The organism is Pedobacter sp. GSP4 (assembly GCF_051857575.1).
In the GTDB taxonomy this organism is placed as follows: Bacteria; Bacteroidota; Bacteroidia; order Sphingobacteriales; family Sphingobacteriaceae; genus Pedobacter.
This window is the reverse complement of sequence record NZ_JBPZIR010000014.1, coordinates 1-14,515: the sequence shown is the minus strand read 5'-3', so window position 1 is coordinate 14,515 and position 14,515 is coordinate 1. Positions and strand designations below refer to the sequence as shown.

Annotated in this window: 15 protein-coding genes; 6 read left to right on the top strand and 9 right to left on the bottom strand. The window is 40.5% G+C overall.

Features of this window, described 5'->3' with window-relative positions; translation table 11 throughout:
• Positions 1-7: 7 nt before the first annotated feature.
• A complete protein-coding gene (locus tag ACS5PU_RS23765) occupies positions 8-907 on the bottom strand; it encodes a LysR family transcriptional regulator (RefSeq protein WP_439461650.1) in 900 nt (299 codons plus the stop codon).
• 72 nt (positions 908-979) lie between these two features.
• On the opposite strand from ACS5PU_RS23765, the gene ACS5PU_RS23760 reads away from it, so the two are divergent.
• The 3 genes from ACS5PU_RS23760 (at position 980) to ACS5PU_RS23750 (ending at position 3,277) form a co-directional block, all read left to right on the top strand.
• Positions 980-1,525, top strand: a complete 546-nt coding sequence (locus tag ACS5PU_RS23760; RefSeq protein WP_439461649.1) for a GNAT family N-acetyltransferase — start codon at positions 980-982, stop codon at positions 1,523-1,525.
• Positions 1,525-2,406, top strand: a complete 882-nt coding sequence (locus tag ACS5PU_RS23755; protein ID WP_439461648.1) for a DMT family transporter — start codon at positions 1,525-1,527, stop codon at positions 2,404-2,406. The genes ACS5PU_RS23760 and ACS5PU_RS23755 overlap by 1 nt, the downstream gene beginning before the upstream one ends.
• Positions 2,407-2,701: 295 nt before the next feature.
• Complete coding sequence (locus tag ACS5PU_RS23750) at positions 2,702-3,277, top strand: dihydrofolate reductase family protein (RefSeq protein ID WP_439461647.1); 576 nt, start codon at positions 2,702-2,704, stop codon at positions 3,275-3,277.
• Between the two features lie 126 nt (positions 3,278-3,403).
• Here ACS5PU_RS23750 and ACS5PU_RS23745 read toward each other — a convergent pair whose 3' ends face one another.
• Together ACS5PU_RS23745 and ACS5PU_RS23740 are read right to left on the bottom strand one after the other, a co-directional pair.
• A complete protein-coding gene (locus ACS5PU_RS23745) occupies positions 3,404-4,504 on the bottom strand; it encodes a PAS domain-containing sensor histidine kinase (RefSeq protein WP_439461646.1) in 1,101 nt (366 codons plus the stop codon).
• Between the two features lie 16 nt (positions 4,505-4,520).
• Positions 4,521-5,312 carry an alpha/beta fold hydrolase gene (locus ACS5PU_RS23740; protein WP_439461645.1) on the bottom strand — a complete coding sequence of 264 codons (792 nt, stop codon included), beginning with the start codon at positions 5,310-5,312 and terminating at the stop codon, positions 4,521-4,523.
• 533 nt (positions 5,313-5,845) lie between these two features.
• On the opposite strand from ACS5PU_RS23740, the gene ACS5PU_RS23735 reads away from it, so the two are divergent.
• Both ACS5PU_RS23735 and ACS5PU_RS23730 read left to right on the top strand, forming a co-directional pair.
• Positions 5,846-6,961, top strand: coding sequence for an acyltransferase family protein (locus tag ACS5PU_RS23735; protein WP_439461644.1), 1,116 nt, complete (start codon positions 5,846-5,848; stop codon positions 6,959-6,961).
• Positions 6,962-7,258: 297 nt separating this feature from the next.
• Positions 7,259-7,765, top strand: a complete 507-nt coding sequence (locus ACS5PU_RS23730; RefSeq protein WP_439461643.1) for an RNA polymerase sigma factor — start codon at positions 7,259-7,261, stop codon at positions 7,763-7,765.
• Between the two features lie 187 nt (positions 7,766-7,952).
• Here ACS5PU_RS23730 and ACS5PU_RS23725 read toward each other — a convergent pair whose 3' ends face one another.
• The 3 genes from ACS5PU_RS23725 to ACS5PU_RS23715 all read right to left on the bottom strand — a co-directional run bounded on the left by ACS5PU_RS23725 (position 7,953) and on the right by ACS5PU_RS23715 (position 10,570).
• Positions 7,953-8,600 (bottom strand): response regulator, encoded by a 648-nt coding sequence (locus tag ACS5PU_RS23725; RefSeq protein WP_439461642.1) that lies wholly within the window; start codon positions 8,598-8,600, stop codon positions 7,953-7,955.
• A gap of 193 nt (positions 8,601-8,793) precedes the next feature.
• Positions 8,794-9,729 (bottom strand): manganese catalase family protein, encoded by a 936-nt coding sequence (locus ACS5PU_RS23720; protein ID WP_439461641.1) that lies wholly within the window; start codon positions 9,727-9,729, stop codon positions 8,794-8,796.
• Positions 9,730-9,955: 226 nt separating this feature from the next.
• Positions 9,956-10,570, bottom strand: a complete 615-nt coding sequence (locus tag ACS5PU_RS23715) for a hypothetical protein (protein WP_439461640.1) — start codon at positions 10,568-10,570, stop codon at positions 9,956-9,958.
• A gap of 190 nt (positions 10,571-10,760) precedes the next feature.
• Here ACS5PU_RS23715 and ACS5PU_RS23710 point away from each other — a divergent pair, with 190 nt between their 5' ends.
• Complete coding sequence (locus ACS5PU_RS23710) at positions 10,761-11,339, top strand: YciE/YciF ferroxidase family protein (RefSeq protein WP_439461639.1); 579 nt, start codon at positions 10,761-10,763, stop codon at positions 11,337-11,339.
• A gap of 88 nt (positions 11,340-11,427) precedes the next feature.
• Here ACS5PU_RS23710 and ACS5PU_RS23705 read toward each other — a convergent pair whose 3' ends face one another.
• From ACS5PU_RS23705 to ACS5PU_RS23695, 3 genes are all read right to left on the bottom strand, one after another.
• Positions 11,428-11,838: a cupin domain-containing protein gene (locus ACS5PU_RS23705; RefSeq protein WP_439461638.1), complete on the bottom strand. Its 411-nt coding sequence runs from the start codon at positions 11,836-11,838 to the stop codon at positions 11,428-11,430.
• Positions 11,839-11,951: 113 nt separating this feature from the next.
• Entirely contained in the window at positions 11,952-12,935 is a 984-nt protein-coding gene (locus ACS5PU_RS23700; RefSeq protein WP_439461637.1) for an aldo/keto reductase, read from the bottom strand.
• Between the two features lie 746 nt (positions 12,936-13,681).
• A complete protein-coding gene (locus ACS5PU_RS23695; RefSeq protein ID WP_439461636.1) occupies positions 13,682-14,062 on the bottom strand; it encodes a hypothetical protein in 381 nt (126 codons plus the stop codon).
• Between the last annotated feature and the right edge of the window lie 453 nt (positions 14,063-14,515).

Sequence of the window (14,515 nt, the reverse complement as noted above, 5' to 3'; positions counted from 1 at the left end):
CCGGCCGCTATTTGGCCGGTTTCACTTTTGGATCAGGGTCTTCATCCTTAAAAATAAGGTCCAGAATATTGGCCAGCACAGGATTATGATCATCGGTGCGCCAGTTGATGTACAAATCAGTTTTAAAAGGCAAAGAGATAAACCTAAGCCCCGGACTTTGATGGTGCAGGTAAGAATCTGGCAAAACCGCTATCCCCAAGCCTTTTCTCACCAGTGCAATAATGGTCGATCCGAATTCTGAATACAAAAATACATCTGGAGAAAAATCGTACGAGTCGAAAAAGGCCTGGATAATCTCACTATAACTGCTCCCCTCATCTTTGGTTGGCAGTATAAATTTTTGTTCGGTAAGGCTTGCGGTTGATAAATCTGCTATGCCTTGAAATGCATGTTCTAAGGGCACTACCAAAGCCAGATTATCGGAGTACAGCTTTCGCGATTTAATGCCCTGTTGATTATTCACGTCACGGGTAATGGCCAGGTCGATTTTATAATTTCTGAGAAATTCGGGTTGGTCTTCGTATAAAACCTGTACCAGCTTGATTTGAAGCTGTGGAAAGGCCTGGGTTATTTTGGCCAAAAGATCGGGCATAATAGAGGCCGAGATCGAATCGGGGTGGGCAATGGTTATTGCACCGCGCTCGCCAAGATGTAACTGCTTGGCAAACTGATGGATATATTCGAGCTCGTTCAGTTCTACTTCCCATTTGGCTTTTAAAAATTTACCGGCCGGGGTAAGCTTAACGTTTCTTTTATTTCTTTCAAAGAGCTGCAGGCCCAGTTCATTTTCGAGCGACTGTATCTGGCGGCTCAGGGCCGATTGTGTAATGTTTACCTTTTCTGCTGTTTTCCAGTAATGAAGCTGCTCCGAAAGCGCCAAAAAATATTTTATCCGTTGAAGATCCATTAATGCAATTTTAGCATTAATAAATGAAAAAATAGCATTTTATCACATTTAAAGTCTCTGTACATTCGTGGCATGAAGCATATCACCATCGAGCAGGCTTTGCCAACAAACCTCTCAACATTACAGGAAATTGCAAAGACCACATTTTATGAGGCTTTTGCCGGGGTAAATAGCAAAGAAGATATGCAGCTTTACCTCGATAACAATTTTGCAGCAGAGAAATTGAGTGGGGAGCTGAACAATAAAGATGCGCAGTTTTATTTTGCCATGAGCGATGGACAAGCGATTGGATACTTAAAAATAAACCTTGGGCAGGCGCAAACTGAAAACCTGGATAATAATGCACTGGAAATTGAAAGAATTTATGTGCTTGAAGCCTTTCATGGCCAGCAGGTAGGCCAGCTGCTTTACCAAAAAGCCATTGATATTGCCTACCAGATACAGGCACCTTTTGTGTGGCTCGGGGTATGGGAAGAAAACCATAGGGCTTTAAGGTTTTACCAAAAAAATGGTTTTACCGCTTTCGATAAACACCTCTTTATGCTTGGAAACGATGAGCAGACCGACCTGATGATGAAAAAAATATTGTTGCACACCAGCGATCAAAAAACAGCCTAATGGAAAAAAGAAACCTATTTTTGTCTTTATTGGTATTAGGTACTGCTTTTTGGGGCATTTCATTTTCAGTTACTAAACTGGCTATCGGCGAAAACCAATCGGCCTTATTTTTATTTTACCGCTTTTTACTGGCAAGCTTGGTTTTATCTGTCGTTTTTTGGAAACAGGTAAAAAACCTCGATTTAAAATCAGTTAAAACCGGTGCGAGCTTGGCTGTTCCGCTTGTACTGGGCATATACCTGCAAACACTGGGCATTACACACACTGCCGCCTCACAATGTTCGTTTGTAGCCGGCATCACCGTAGTTATTATCCCTGTGCTTAAACTTGTTATTTACAGAAAATCTGCCCCTTTAAAAATATGGATTGCCGCTTTTACCGCGCTTCTTGGCCTTTTTGTAATAGCAATTAAAGATAACCTGAGCATTGGTATTGGCGATTTATATACCATAATCGGTGCATTTTGTTTTGCGGCATACCTAGTACAGGTCGAAAAAGAATCGCAGGCCCGGAATATTATCCCCACTATTGTACCCATGTTTGCCACCTGTGCTGTTTTAACTTTTTTATTAACCCTTACGCAACAAAATATTGTTTGGGTGCCCCAGCAAGATAATTTTTGGATAGGTATTATTTTTTGTGCACTGTTTTCTACTGCTTACATGTATACCATTTCCAATATTGCGCAAAGGTACATCAGTGCCGAAAGGGTAGCCATTATTTATCTTTTCGAACCGGTTTTTGGTGCTATTGCCGCACATTTTATTCTGGGCGAGCACATGTCGTTAAGGTTATTGGTAGGTGGAACATTGATATTTGCGGCTACATTGATATCTGAGCTTAAGCTTAAATGGCGGCCAGTAAAAGAAGTGGTATCGTAGGTGTTTTTTTTACTGTACTGTACTCCATTTTTTAACCGCAAAGCACGCAATGAGAAAAGCGCAGAGGGCGCAGAGCTGGGCTGAACCATCTTCCATTTTACCCATTATATCTTCCATCTTTAAACGCAAAAACACAAAGGGCACGAAACTAGGCGCTTAGAAGTCCCATCCTCCATTTCCCATCTTACATCTTTCCTTTTTTGTTTTCGTCACAAAAACGGCGCTATATTGTCACTATTGCCCCCGCTGTACTGTATTTTGTCCGCATATATTTGTATAAACAATACCAAACAAAATGAGAAAGATCAAAATCATGGAACATATTTCGCTGGATGGTGTAATTCAGCACGAAAAGAGCGAAGACTTTGCCTATAGTGATTGGACTACTCCTTATCGCAGTGCCGAAGGGTTGCAGCTCGTAATGGAAACACAGGGAAATCGCTTCGATTTGCTGCTTGGCCGCCGTACTTACGATTTATGGACGCAATATTGGCCTAAAGCTGGCGATAGTGCGATAGCAAACAGTATCAATGCAGCCACCAAATATATTGCCACCCACCGTCCAGAAAGTTTGGAGTGGGGTCCGGTTAACGATTTAGGTACTGATATTGCAGTGGGTATAAGCCAGCTCAAAACCACTGATGGCCCCGACCTGATTGTATGGGGAAGTTCGAGCCTAACCTCGTTATTATTGGAGCAGGGATTGGTTGATGAGGTTATCCTGATTGTTTACCCGGTTTTACTTGGCCAGGGCAAACGCTTCTTTTCTGATCGCGCAGCAGCCTGCCATCTTCAACTTCTTAGCTCGAAGACCACCTCTACCGGTGTAATCATGAATACGTATCAATATGCTGGATTGTTGCCAATTTAGTTTTCTTTAAGGCAAAACATCAATTCTCCTCTTCTGTTGGTTACTTATTGGGCCTGTTGGTCCGGATTTATAATCTGGACCTAGCTTAGACTATTTATATTAACCAGAACAGGAAATGATAAAAGACTAAACAGGCATGCGAAAGGTAAAGCGCGTTTCATTATCCTTTGATACAACAGACAGTGTTCCACCATGTGCACCAGCAATCTGCGAGGCAATGTACAATCCCAATCCTAAACCCTGTTGGCTTGGCGAAGTTTCTTCCCGTTTAAAGGGCTCAAATAAGGTATCAATCGACTCTTCGGGTATGGTTTTGCCACCATTGGCTACTGTGAGTTCAAAATAGCCCATTGTTATATTTGCAGAAACAATAACAGGCTCATTTACTGCCCCATGGGTAAGTGCATTTGCAACCAGGTTTGATAGCAGCTGAGCAATTCGGTTTGCATCACATTTAACGGCAATGTTTATACTACAGTCTATATCAACTGTACGCTCTGGAAAGGCAATTTTTAGTTCGCTGGTAACCTGTTCGATAATTGGATCAATAAGGGCATGCTCTAGATCCAAGGTTATGCCGCCGCCCAAACGTACCCTAGCAAAATCCATCACATTGGTGATCAGTTCTTCCATACGGAGACCACTTTTGTTGATCAGGTTCACTATTGCTTTGTTTCTGTCGGATAAATCTGCCCGCGATAACAATGATGCCCCGCTTTTTATGGCACCAAGTGGGTTCCTGAGATCATGACCTAGTACAGCTATAAATTGTTCTCTTAAACCAGCCATTTCACGTTCTTCACTTAACCTTTTTTCTGCATCAGAAATTGCGTATCGGAGATTTTCTTCATACACTTTCCTGTCTGTAGCACGGTATAGGGTTAACTGCACAAATTGGGGTTTATCTTCTTGATCTTTCCGTACATAGCCATTCAGAAGCACCTGTAACCGGCCTCCGTGTTTTGCAATCAGCTCCACAGATACTTCTTCAAAGAAACCCTGTAATTTTAACAGCGGAGACAAATGCGTTTCATAAAATATTCTGCTGCCTACAGCAAGCAGACTGTTAAAACGTTTGCCTATTAATTCTTTGCTATCATATCCCAGCCACTTTAACAATTTGCTGTTGATGTTGATGATCTCACCCCCTACGCCAGACGTAACATGCCCAGACAGCGAATGTTCTAGAAAATCATCTAGATCGTTTCCAGGTTCCTTATTTCTCAAGTTCAACTAAGCTAGTTTATGATAAAAATTCTTTCATTGCAGAAACAGTTTCCAACGGAGCGCTCATGTGCGGACAATGGCCTGTTGCTTGCAATATTACAAGTTTGCTGTTTGTCATCTGCTCACTCATGTACGTACCTACTTCTACAGGCGCAATAATATCGTTTGAACACTGGAGTATCAGCGCAGGTGTGCTACACAGACTTAAGGCACTCCGGCTATCGGTAAGAAAAGTTGCACGGGCAAATTGCTTGGCTATGGCTGGGTCAGTTCTACAAAAGCTGTTTTTTAGTTCTTCTCCCAACTCAGCCCGATCAGGATTGGCCATAATCAGTGGTGCCATCGTCATCGACCAGCCCATATGGTTCATATCTAAAGATTCGAGCAGTTCATCAATCTCGTTCCTGCTAAATCCACCGATGTAATCGCCATCGTTAATATATGAAGGGGATGGCGATACTAAAATTAACGTTTTAAATAAATTGGGTTCCTGCTCTGCCGCAAGTATCCCCATCACTGCACTTACCGAATGTCCGACAAAAATAATATCCTTTAGGTTCAGCTCCCTTGCAATCTCAATAATATCAGCGGCATAACCATCTAGCTCGTTATATTTTGCAGGATCGTAAGAACCTAGGTCGGATTTGCCCGCGCCTACATGGTCGAATAAAATAATTTGATAGTCCTGTTCAAACGATGGAGTAATAAAACGCCACATGTTCTGGTCACATCCAAATCCGTGGGCAAACATCATAGGAGATGTACCATTACCCTTGATAACTACATTATTTCTTTGGATTACATTCATTTAAAGGTCAATTTAAAACGAGGGTTGGTTTGCAAAGCTACTGGCTAACAAATATAATATTACCAATGTTTTAAATAGGGTGTGTAAAAATACAGTTATTTAACTGATGGAAAGAATTGTGCAAGGTTTTACAACTTTTTAGCATATGAATATCAATTGCCGAAATGGTTGATAAATGTTGCAACCGCTATTTTTTGTAACCATATAAGGCATTTTAGTATATCAGAATATTACTGAAGCTCCTGTTGTTACGGATTTAGTATGGGTTTAGTATTAATACCAATTTTTCAATTGCGCTTATATGTCTCATATGGTTAATAAATTGAATAAAGCCTAACCCAATTATTTTAAATTACTGGCCTTAACAAACACTAAAAACCCTCAAAACCTTAGCTGTGCTCGGCACCACTTCCTATTGGAAGTATCAAATTGGATAGATTAGGGAAATTTGCGTGTTTTGCTCAGCTCGAACAGATTATCAGTTGGATAATGCTTCTATTTTTTACAAATTGCGGGCTTTTACACACACCTAAATGATAACCAACCCGAGTAATGAGCTGGCTACCAAGCCACACTATCCCATTTTAGATGGCCTTCGCGGCATTGCAGCCATCATTGTTGTAACCTTTCACTTAACTGAACCCTTAGGAACGGGCCACTTGGATATTTTGGTGAACCATGGCTATTTGGCTGTAGATTTTTTCTTTTTATTATCCGGTTTTGTAATGGGCTACGCTTATGATGACCGCTGGCACAAAATGAGCGTTGGTACCTTTTTTAAACGCCGTATAGAACGCCTGCAGCCCATGGTTATTTTAGGGATGACCTTAGGTGCAATTGGGTTTTATTATACCGATTCTACCATTTGGCCGCTTATCCATACCGTACCACTATGGAAAATGCTATTGGTACTCCTTATCGGTTACACCATTCTGCCCATCCCCCTGTCGCTCGATATACGTGGCTGGCAAGAAATGCACCCGATGAACAGCGTAGGCTGGTCGCTATTTTTCGAATATGTGGCCAATATACTTTACGCCGTATGGATCAGGAAATTTACTAAAACGGCCTTAAGCATTTTAGTGGTTATTGCGGCCATTGCATTGGCACACCTGGCCATTACCAACGGCGATGTAAGTGGCGGCTGGGCCCTCAACGTAGAACAGGTACGCATTGGGATAACCCGCACAATATATCCTTTCTTTGCCGGTTTGTTACTTGCACGCATAGCGAAACCTACCCAACTTAAAAATGCCTTTTTATGGTGCAGTTTATTGGTGGCCATTGTACTTTATATGCCGCGCATTGGTGGTGCTGAGCACCTCTGGATGAACGGCATTTACGAATCTGTTTGCATTATTATTGTTTTTCCGCTTATTGTATACCTTGGTGCCAGCGGCATAATTCAGAGCGATAGAGAAAAAAGGATATGCAAATTTTTAGGCGATATATCCTATCCGCTTTACCTGGTACATTACCCACTGGTTTATTTTTACGTGGCCTGGATAAGCAACCATAAAGGTACAACCCTGGTACAGGCCTGGCCTTATGCCCTGCTCATTTTAGCAGGTGGCATAGTTTTGGCCTATGCGGCTTTGAAATGGTACGATGAGCCGGTTCGTAAATGGTTACGTAAAAAGCTTGCTTAAAATAAAGGCGTAAGTTCACCTTTACGAAATGAAGGGAGAGCCAAATAATCAAACAAGCTCCATTTACATCTGCGCTTTTATCAATTTTAATCTGCGGGGAAATTTACAACAATGTTTTCCCGCAGATGCTATAGAAAAGAAAACCTCTTTTTAGGCTTTGAATTGCCCGTTAGAGGCATAACTAGTATAAATACGTGGAGCTGCGCAATTTACCTACAGCACATAATGTACCCGATAATGGCATGCGCCACTGGTATAGGTTTTGATTTAGCCGGTTACACGCTAAAACAAAAACTTATGACACAGAAAGAATTCAGTAAGATTATTGATCTGCACGCGTCGTCATTAAGATCGCACGCACTCAATTTTACCAAAGACTATGATGATGCCAACGACCTGCTACAGGAAACCTTTTTAAAGGCCACCAGATTTGTATCCAAGTTTAAGGATGGCACCAACATGAAGGGATGGTTGTTTGTGATTATGAAGAATACCTTTATCAACAATTACAAAAGAACTTTAAAGGCACGCGAGCGTACGGTACAGGAAGAAGAAATTACTTCGGCAAACCTGTTTTACAGCGCTACCACTAATGGATCGGTTGGCAGTTTTGCCCTTCAGGATATTAACCTGGCCTTGGCCATGCTGCCTCAAAAATACGCCATTCCATTTATCCGTTACTTTGAAGGCTACAAATACCATGAAATTGCCGATGAGCTGCAACTGCCGCTTGGCACCGTTAAGACCTATATTTATGAAGCCAGGATACAGCTAAAAAAATACCTTAAACAGTACGAACTGTAAAAACAAAGAGGAAAGCAGTACAATTGCATTCCTCTTTTTTATACACCCTAATTAAATATTTTAACTGCTACCAGACTTTAGCGGGTGTAAACTACTTCTTTTGATGAGCAGAATACCTGAAAAACTGGTTCCTATTGAAATGTTACCATTAGATATTATTTTTTAGATAAAGCTAAATCCGCCTTTATCAGTTTAAAATACCCTTAAGGTAGGCAAAGCGCATAAGTACAGCTGTATTTTTGGCACCTGTTTTATCGATCAGGCTTTGGCGGTGCCCTTCTACCGTGCGCCGGGATATAAACAATTTATCGGCCATCTCTGCATTGGTAAGCCCTTCGCCTATTAACTGCAGGATTTCTATTTCTCTGGAAGAAAATGCTGAACTCTGAACATCAGCAGTTGATGAAAAAGCCGAATCAATTACCTGATCAACAATTTTTACCGATAAACTGGAACAGATATAGCGCTCTCCAGCAACAATTCTTGATACGGCAAAGAAAAGTTCATCAGAATCTATAGATTTGGTTAAAAATCCTTTCGCTCCCGCCTTAATGGCCTGATAAAGGTGAGCTTCATCTTCGAGCATGGAAATTATCAGTACAGGAACATTTAAATTCCTTTCGCTGATATTTTTAATCATGGCAATTCCATCCATAACAGGCATGCCGATATCCGAAACGATGAGATCGGCCAACAGGCCTTGCTCCAATACATCGATTACTTCTTGGCCATTGCCGGCATCAAAAACAACTTTATATTGGTTTGTTGATTCCAGGAGCATTTTGAGTCCGTTCCTGATGACCTTGTGATCTTCTGCTAGAATAATATTTTTCATTATGGTTGGGCATGATCAGGACAAGGCTGCGGTGTATTGTCAAAGTAGTCAAGCATTAAAACAACATTAGTTATTCCATAAAGTTTTAAATAAAGCACATCTCTAAAATGCTATCTGTAAATACAATAATTGGTTAAAAAAAAACCAGGGCATTGCTGCGCCTGGTCTTCCCCGTTTATATTTGAAATTATGATTATTTTTTATAATCGCTCCACTGGGCAACACCATCAGGTTCAGCAGATTTAACTTCAGCACTCTTTTCTTTACTCATCTTTACGTTCAGTGCTTCTGTATCTTTCAGTTCTTTAGCCTTTGGATCGGGCAGATTGCTCAACCCTTCAGTTTCTTTAACGAACGCTGCAGGATCTTCAATCAGTTTCCAATTTTTGCCCATATCTGGCATTTCCCCTTCATTCCATGGCCCTTTAACTGAATTTTCTGGCGAGAGGTTAAAATACTGTTGGGTAAACCTTGGGTCGGCCTGTAACACACCGGGAGGAAAGTTTGGCTGTATGGTTTCGAGTGCTGCTTCAAACATTTTATAATGCGCAACTTCTCTGGTCATCAAAAAGGAAAGCGTTTCTTTCACGTAAGGATCGTCGGTAAATTTCATCAAATGCTCGTAAACCAGTTTAGCACGCGATTCAGAGGCCAGGTTAGACCTTAAATCAACTGTTAAATCTCCATTCGAATGAATATATGAAGCACACCAGGGTATACCTTGACTATTGGCCAGCCTCGGACCGCCACTGCTCAGCATTACAAAATGTGGGTTTGCGGTAAGGGCGGCATGGATAATATCTTCTTTTGCAGCCTTACCTTTAAGCACCTGCATAATCTCTGACGAGTCTGCTGCATCTTTTAGTTCGCCATTAACACCTTTAAGCAGCATCTGGATGGTTGCACCAACAATTTCCAAGTGCGAAAACTCTTCGGTGGCGATATCCATCAGCATATCATATTTATCGGGATGAGGCTGTTTAGCGCCAAAGGCCTGGGTAAAGTATTGCATGGCTGCTGCGAGCTCGCCGTTCTCACCGCCGAACTGTTCCAATAAAATATTGGCAAAAAGTGGGTCTGGCCTAGAAACCCTTGCATTGAACTGTAGGTCTTTTGAATGATGAAACATAAGCTTTTTGTTTTGTTAAATGTTTAAGAAACCTGATCTGTTGAAGCTTCTGCACTAAACACACTAAAAACAGGCGTCTGGTTTGCACAATTAACAAAACACGTAGTTGGCTCAAAACAGGTATTGCGCTTCATTAATTACCTGTTTTGCAAAAAAGAAATGATTTTAAAAGAGGATAAGCAAAAAAAAACAGGGGTATTTTAACATGATCTCTACAAACTGAAAATTAACCTGCTCCGTTCAAAATTCCTGAAATTAAGAGATGCCACTGGGTAAAAGACATACCGATTGCGCTTCCACCATTTACCACTAAATTCCTCACTTTATCCAACAGATTCTGATCTTGCGTATTCGGAAGCTCATTACGACCATGTACTTCCACACTGAGTACACTGGCCCTGCGGAAAACAAAAAAGGTAGAAGTGGCCTGATTGGTAAAAAAATGGGCAATTTTATCGTCACACTCACTTGGGTTTTTACTAGGCCTGGCTACCAGAAGCGTAAATTCGATACCCGATTCCTCATCCGAAAACTGCTCCATGTTTTCGATACAAACCCAATCGTACCCATTTCCGGCCGATGTTCCAGGACCTGGAATATCAATGCGGATGTAGTCGCCCTGTTGCACCAACCTCTCAATCGGAGATCCATCACTATCGAAAAGTGCGAAACTGCTAGCGGTTATAGTAGAATTACGTTGCCATTTATTTACATCCAACAATCTATTAGCGGCCTGTTGGTAAGCCGTTTTAGCTTCTATTACAGTAGAAAATATTTTTTCTTCAACTGCATCAGTCTGTCTACCGATCTGCTGTGTAGGTATAAGCTCCTCTTTTTCCATGGTCGTATTTAAATGAAAATCCTATTTGCTCCAAATTGTTTTGGTATTTGGCTAAAAAACCCTAAACAGGTAATCAACATCAAAGGTGATAAATACCTATACCCGTTACCAACAATACCTGTTTAAGCAATTGTGTAAACCATTTGATTAGCAATGGGGTTCTTAGATAAACAAGAAAAGATAAAAAGATATGGCAACTACAACAAAAACAACTGCCGCAAAAGCCAGCAGTAAAACAAGTAATAACAAGACCAATAATAGTGTGGGTAAAATTGAACCATCAGAATTCCACGAGTTTTTTATTGATGAATTGAAAGATATTTATTGGGCAGAAAAACACCTGGTAAAAGCACTACCTAAAATGAAAAAGGCCGCCACCAGTACAGAACTTGCTTCAGCATTTGAAAAACACACACAGGAAACCCAAACCCACATTGACACCTTAGAAAAAGTTTTCGGTTTATTAGATGAGAAACCCGCAGCAAAAAAATGCGATGCTATGGCTGGGCTATTGGAAGAAGCAAGTGGTATTATCGAAGATACTGATGCTGGTACCATGATCCGCGATGCCGGTTTAATACTTGCAGCGCAAAAAGTAGAGCATTATGAAATTGCCACCTACGGAACGCTAAAAGTGTTTGCCGAAAATATAGACCGTATGGACGTAGCTGAGCTTTTGGGTGCAACTTTAGAAAACGAAAAAGCAACCGATGTAGCCCTTACTGAAATAGCGGTTAGCGCTATAAACGCTGAAGCAGCAGCGGAATAAGTATAACTATATCATGAAGCCGCCTCATCATTAATGATTGAGGCGGCTTTTTTATTATGCTAAGCCATGAATTGCTTAATGTTATAAGCTACAGATTATTTACCTCATTGAAACCACCATATTGTTCATCAGTTACCGGTTCAAGCCAGTTTACCATGCCTTTATCGGTATTGATGTTAATGGCCAAATGAACCATCGGCTCTTCTGGAGAAGCTCCATGCCAATGCTTTATGCCGGGAAGGATATTAATCACTTCGCCTACCGCAAACCTTTGAATCGGTTTTCCTTCTTCCTGATAATAACAGGTGCCCTCCTTAATCATTAAAATCTGGTTTGAGGGATGCGTATGCCAGTTATTGCGGCAACCTTTTTCAAAAGCCACATCGCTGATGTTACAATTTGTTACCTCATCTGCCGCGACAAGGATTTTTAAAAAAGCTTTTCCAGAAAAATATGCTGAAGGCGCCGGTTTGAAACCTTTTTGTTCTAAATCTTCCATCTTTATACATGTTAGTGCTATCAAATTTACTGACCTTTTCTCAACCATTTAAGCCAAACCTAAGCTTATTCTCTATGAACGGCTTTGTTTATTGGTTATTTTTTTGCCTTAGTTTATTTGCCTACCCTATTTTGAAGGTGCTGCGGATATCTTTCGCCATGAATGGTGATTTTTGCTGCTGCAAGTTCAATTTTTTCCAAATCTGCTTTGGTAAGCGTTACAGCTGCTCCGCCTACATTTTCTTCCAAACGGTGTAACTTTGTGGTTCCCGGAATAGGTGCAATAAAAGCTTTTTGGGCAAGCAGCCAAGCCAAGGCAATTTGTGCCGGAGTAGCTTCTTTCTCTGCAGCAATAGCTTTTAACAGCTCAACCAAGGCTTGATTTGCCTTTCTGTTTTCTTCAGTAAACCGCGGAACAATATTCCTGAAATCATTTTGATCAAATGTTGTCTTTTCATTTATCGCCCCCGTTAAAAATCCTTTACCTAGCGGACTGAAAGGCACAAAACCGATTCCCAATTCGGCCAACGTTGGAAGGATTTGCTGTTCAGGCTCGCGGAAGAACAAAGAATATTCACTTTGCAAAGCTGCCACAGGCTGCACAGCATGTGCTTTACGGATGCTTTCTACACTGGCTTCAGAAAGCCCGAAATGTTTTACCTTACCTTCGGCAATTAAATCTTTTACGGTTCCTGCAACTTCTTCAATCGGCACATTCGGATCAACACGGTGCTGATAAAGGAGATCGATATAATCAGTCTGCAAGTACTTCAAAGAATTGTCTACCACCTTGCGTATCCTTGCCGGACTGCTATCTAAACCCTTGGTAGCATCGCCATCCAGAAAACCAAATTTAGTGGCAATAACCACCTTATCCCTAAAAGGCTGTACGGCTTTTCCCAATAATGTTTCATTCCCACCCTGGCTGTAGGCCTCAGCGGTATCAAAAAATGTAATGCCTAAATCGTAAGCACTTCTGATCAATGCAATGGCTTCGTTTTCTGCTGTTGCCGGTCCGTAGCCAAAAGTTAAGCCCATACAACCCAAACCTAATGCAGAAACTGCTAAACCGTTATTTCCTAATATTCTCTTTTCCATTTTAATTCATATTAATATTGATGAGATACGTGCTGTTTGCTAAAACAAAGTTCGGTATTGCAGCAATAAAAATGGTGATACAGATTACTGCATGTTATACCATTATTACTGATGGGCATTAACGCAAAACAGAAGGTAGCAGTTTTGGCTGTGTTTTCTTGATCTGTCAGTTAAAGCTTATGGCGCGTTTTGACATTTCAGAGTTGTCAACTTTGTAGCAAAGTGGCCATTAAAGTTGATAGCACTTTTGGTTAAGTGGTAACTGCCTGTAGCATTCTGCAGGAAGCTCTGAGGATAGCAAAATAGAAAGAGGTTTGTAGACTCTATATGAATTATCAATAATTTGTATATGGTAGATCCAAGGGGCTATCTCATAGTTTTGATAAGGTCCAAATTGGCTGGCTAATATAACTTCAGAGTTGTCAACTTTCTAGCAAAGTGGCTATTAAAGTTGACAACTCTTTTAGTAAGCGCTAACTACCCATAGCGTTCCGCAGGAAGTGCAAAGGATAGCTAAATAGAAAGGGGTTCTGATTCAGTATCAATTACAAAGAAAATTAAACTGATGCCATATAAAAAAAGAGCTTGGTGTAAACCAAACTCTTTTTGTACTCCAAAATATATCGTTAACGAAAGTTTTTAAAGAGGACATCAAAAAAGTTGCCCGTCTATATGATTTCCCAAGCGATTTTTAACATCAAAAGCATATTTCATCGAACTATTTGCAAAAATTATTAGTATAGAAATTACTTTGTTTTCCAAGACCATTCTTGATCAAAATCGTGTTCATCTCCATCATCGTCTCTGGTGTAATATTTAGTTCTAAACTGTTCCATTGCTGTTTTAAATTGAAGAATGATAAATACGGCATCACTATTTGAAGGCAATGAATCAGAATCCAGTGTATCGAGAAACTCAACCGTTGGCTCAGAGGCTAATATGTTCCTAATTTTCTCAAGCTTTTTATTGATCATATTAACCTTGAGTTTGTTTAAAGAGCCATCTGGTTTCTTACTGGAAAGGCTTTTTACCTCTGTTAGATCAGCTACAACCATAGGATAAAGCATTTGATATTGGTCAACATCGTCTTGGCTGGGAGCTGATTTTAGTTTATCTTTTTTGGCCATTATTATTTAGCTAATTTTGTTGGTGGATGGGTTCTAGAGTCCGAAAGTTTGGTATCAACTATCCAATACCAATACTGAGGAAAATTAAGATTCTTTCTAATATTATTTACTCTTAACTTTTCAAAGCAATTTAAATACTGTGTCAGCATCATTGCCACATCGCTATTGGTAGGCAGGTCATTCTCATCAAACGTCGAAAAATCGGCAAATGGTCTGTAATCATCCTCTAACAGAATATTCGATTCGGTAAGAATCTGGTTAACAAACTTTAATTTAAATTTATTGAGCGCATCATTTTGTGACTTTTTTGACAATGCACTAATTTCATTGTATTGTAAGCTCCCCTGTTTTTCAGACCATTCAAAAGTATAATTTTGTCCTCAACTTTCCTGCAATAAATCGATGGGAGATTTGAAGTTCAATGCCTGGTGTGGTCGATGGTAATTATAGTCC

What these genes read in the sequence shown, in the direction of transcription:
- ACS5PU_RS23765 (WP_439461650.1), bottom strand. Translation starts at nt 907, where the DNA reads ATGGATCTTCAACGGATAAAATATTTTTTGGCGCTTTCGGAGCAGCTT.
- ACS5PU_RS23740 (WP_439461645.1), bottom strand. Translation starts at nt 5,312, where the DNA reads ATGAATGTAATCCAAAGAAATAATGTAGTTATCAAGGGTAATGGTACA.
- ACS5PU_RS23725 (WP_439461642.1), bottom strand. Translation starts at nt 8,600, where the DNA reads ATGAAAAATATTATTCTAGCAGAAGATCACAAGGTCATCAGGAACGGA.
- ACS5PU_RS23755 (WP_439461648.1), top strand. Translation starts at nt 1,525, where the DNA reads ATGGAAAAAAGAAACCTATTTTTGTCTTTATTGGTATTAGGTACTGCT.
- ACS5PU_RS23705 (WP_439461638.1), bottom strand. Translation starts at nt 11,838, where the DNA reads ATGGAAGATTTAGAACAAAAAGGTTTCAAACCGGCGCCTTCAGCATAT.
- ACS5PU_RS23695 (WP_439461636.1), bottom strand. Translation starts at nt 14,062, where the DNA reads ATGGCCAAAAAAGATAAACTAAAATCAGCTCCCAGCCAAGACGATGTT.
- ACS5PU_RS23730 (WP_439461643.1), top strand. Translation starts at nt 7,259, where the DNA reads ATGACACAGAAAGAATTCAGTAAGATTATTGATCTGCACGCGTCGTCA.
- ACS5PU_RS23715 (WP_439461640.1), bottom strand. Translation starts at nt 10,570, where the DNA reads ATGGAAAAAGAGGAGCTTATACCTACACAGCAGATCGGTAGACAGACT.
- ACS5PU_RS23710 (WP_439461639.1), top strand. Translation starts at nt 10,761, where the DNA reads ATGGCAACTACAACAAAAACAACTGCCGCAAAAGCCAGCAGTAAAACA.
- ACS5PU_RS23700 (WP_439461637.1), bottom strand. Translation starts at nt 12,935, where the DNA reads ATGGAAAAGAGAATATTAGGAAATAACGGTTTAGCAGTTTCTGCATTA.
- ACS5PU_RS23735 (WP_439461644.1), top strand. Translation starts at nt 5,846, where the DNA reads ATGATAACCAACCCGAGTAATGAGCTGGCTACCAAGCCACACTATCCC.
- ACS5PU_RS23760 (WP_439461649.1), top strand. Translation starts at nt 980, where the DNA reads ATGAAGCATATCACCATCGAGCAGGCTTTGCCAACAAACCTCTCAACA.
- ACS5PU_RS23750 (WP_439461647.1), top strand. Translation starts at nt 2,702, where the DNA reads ATGAGAAAGATCAAAATCATGGAACATATTTCGCTGGATGGTGTAATT.
- ACS5PU_RS23720 (WP_439461641.1), bottom strand. Translation starts at nt 9,729, where the DNA reads ATGTTTCATCATTCAAAAGACCTACAGTTCAATGCAAGGGTTTCTAGG.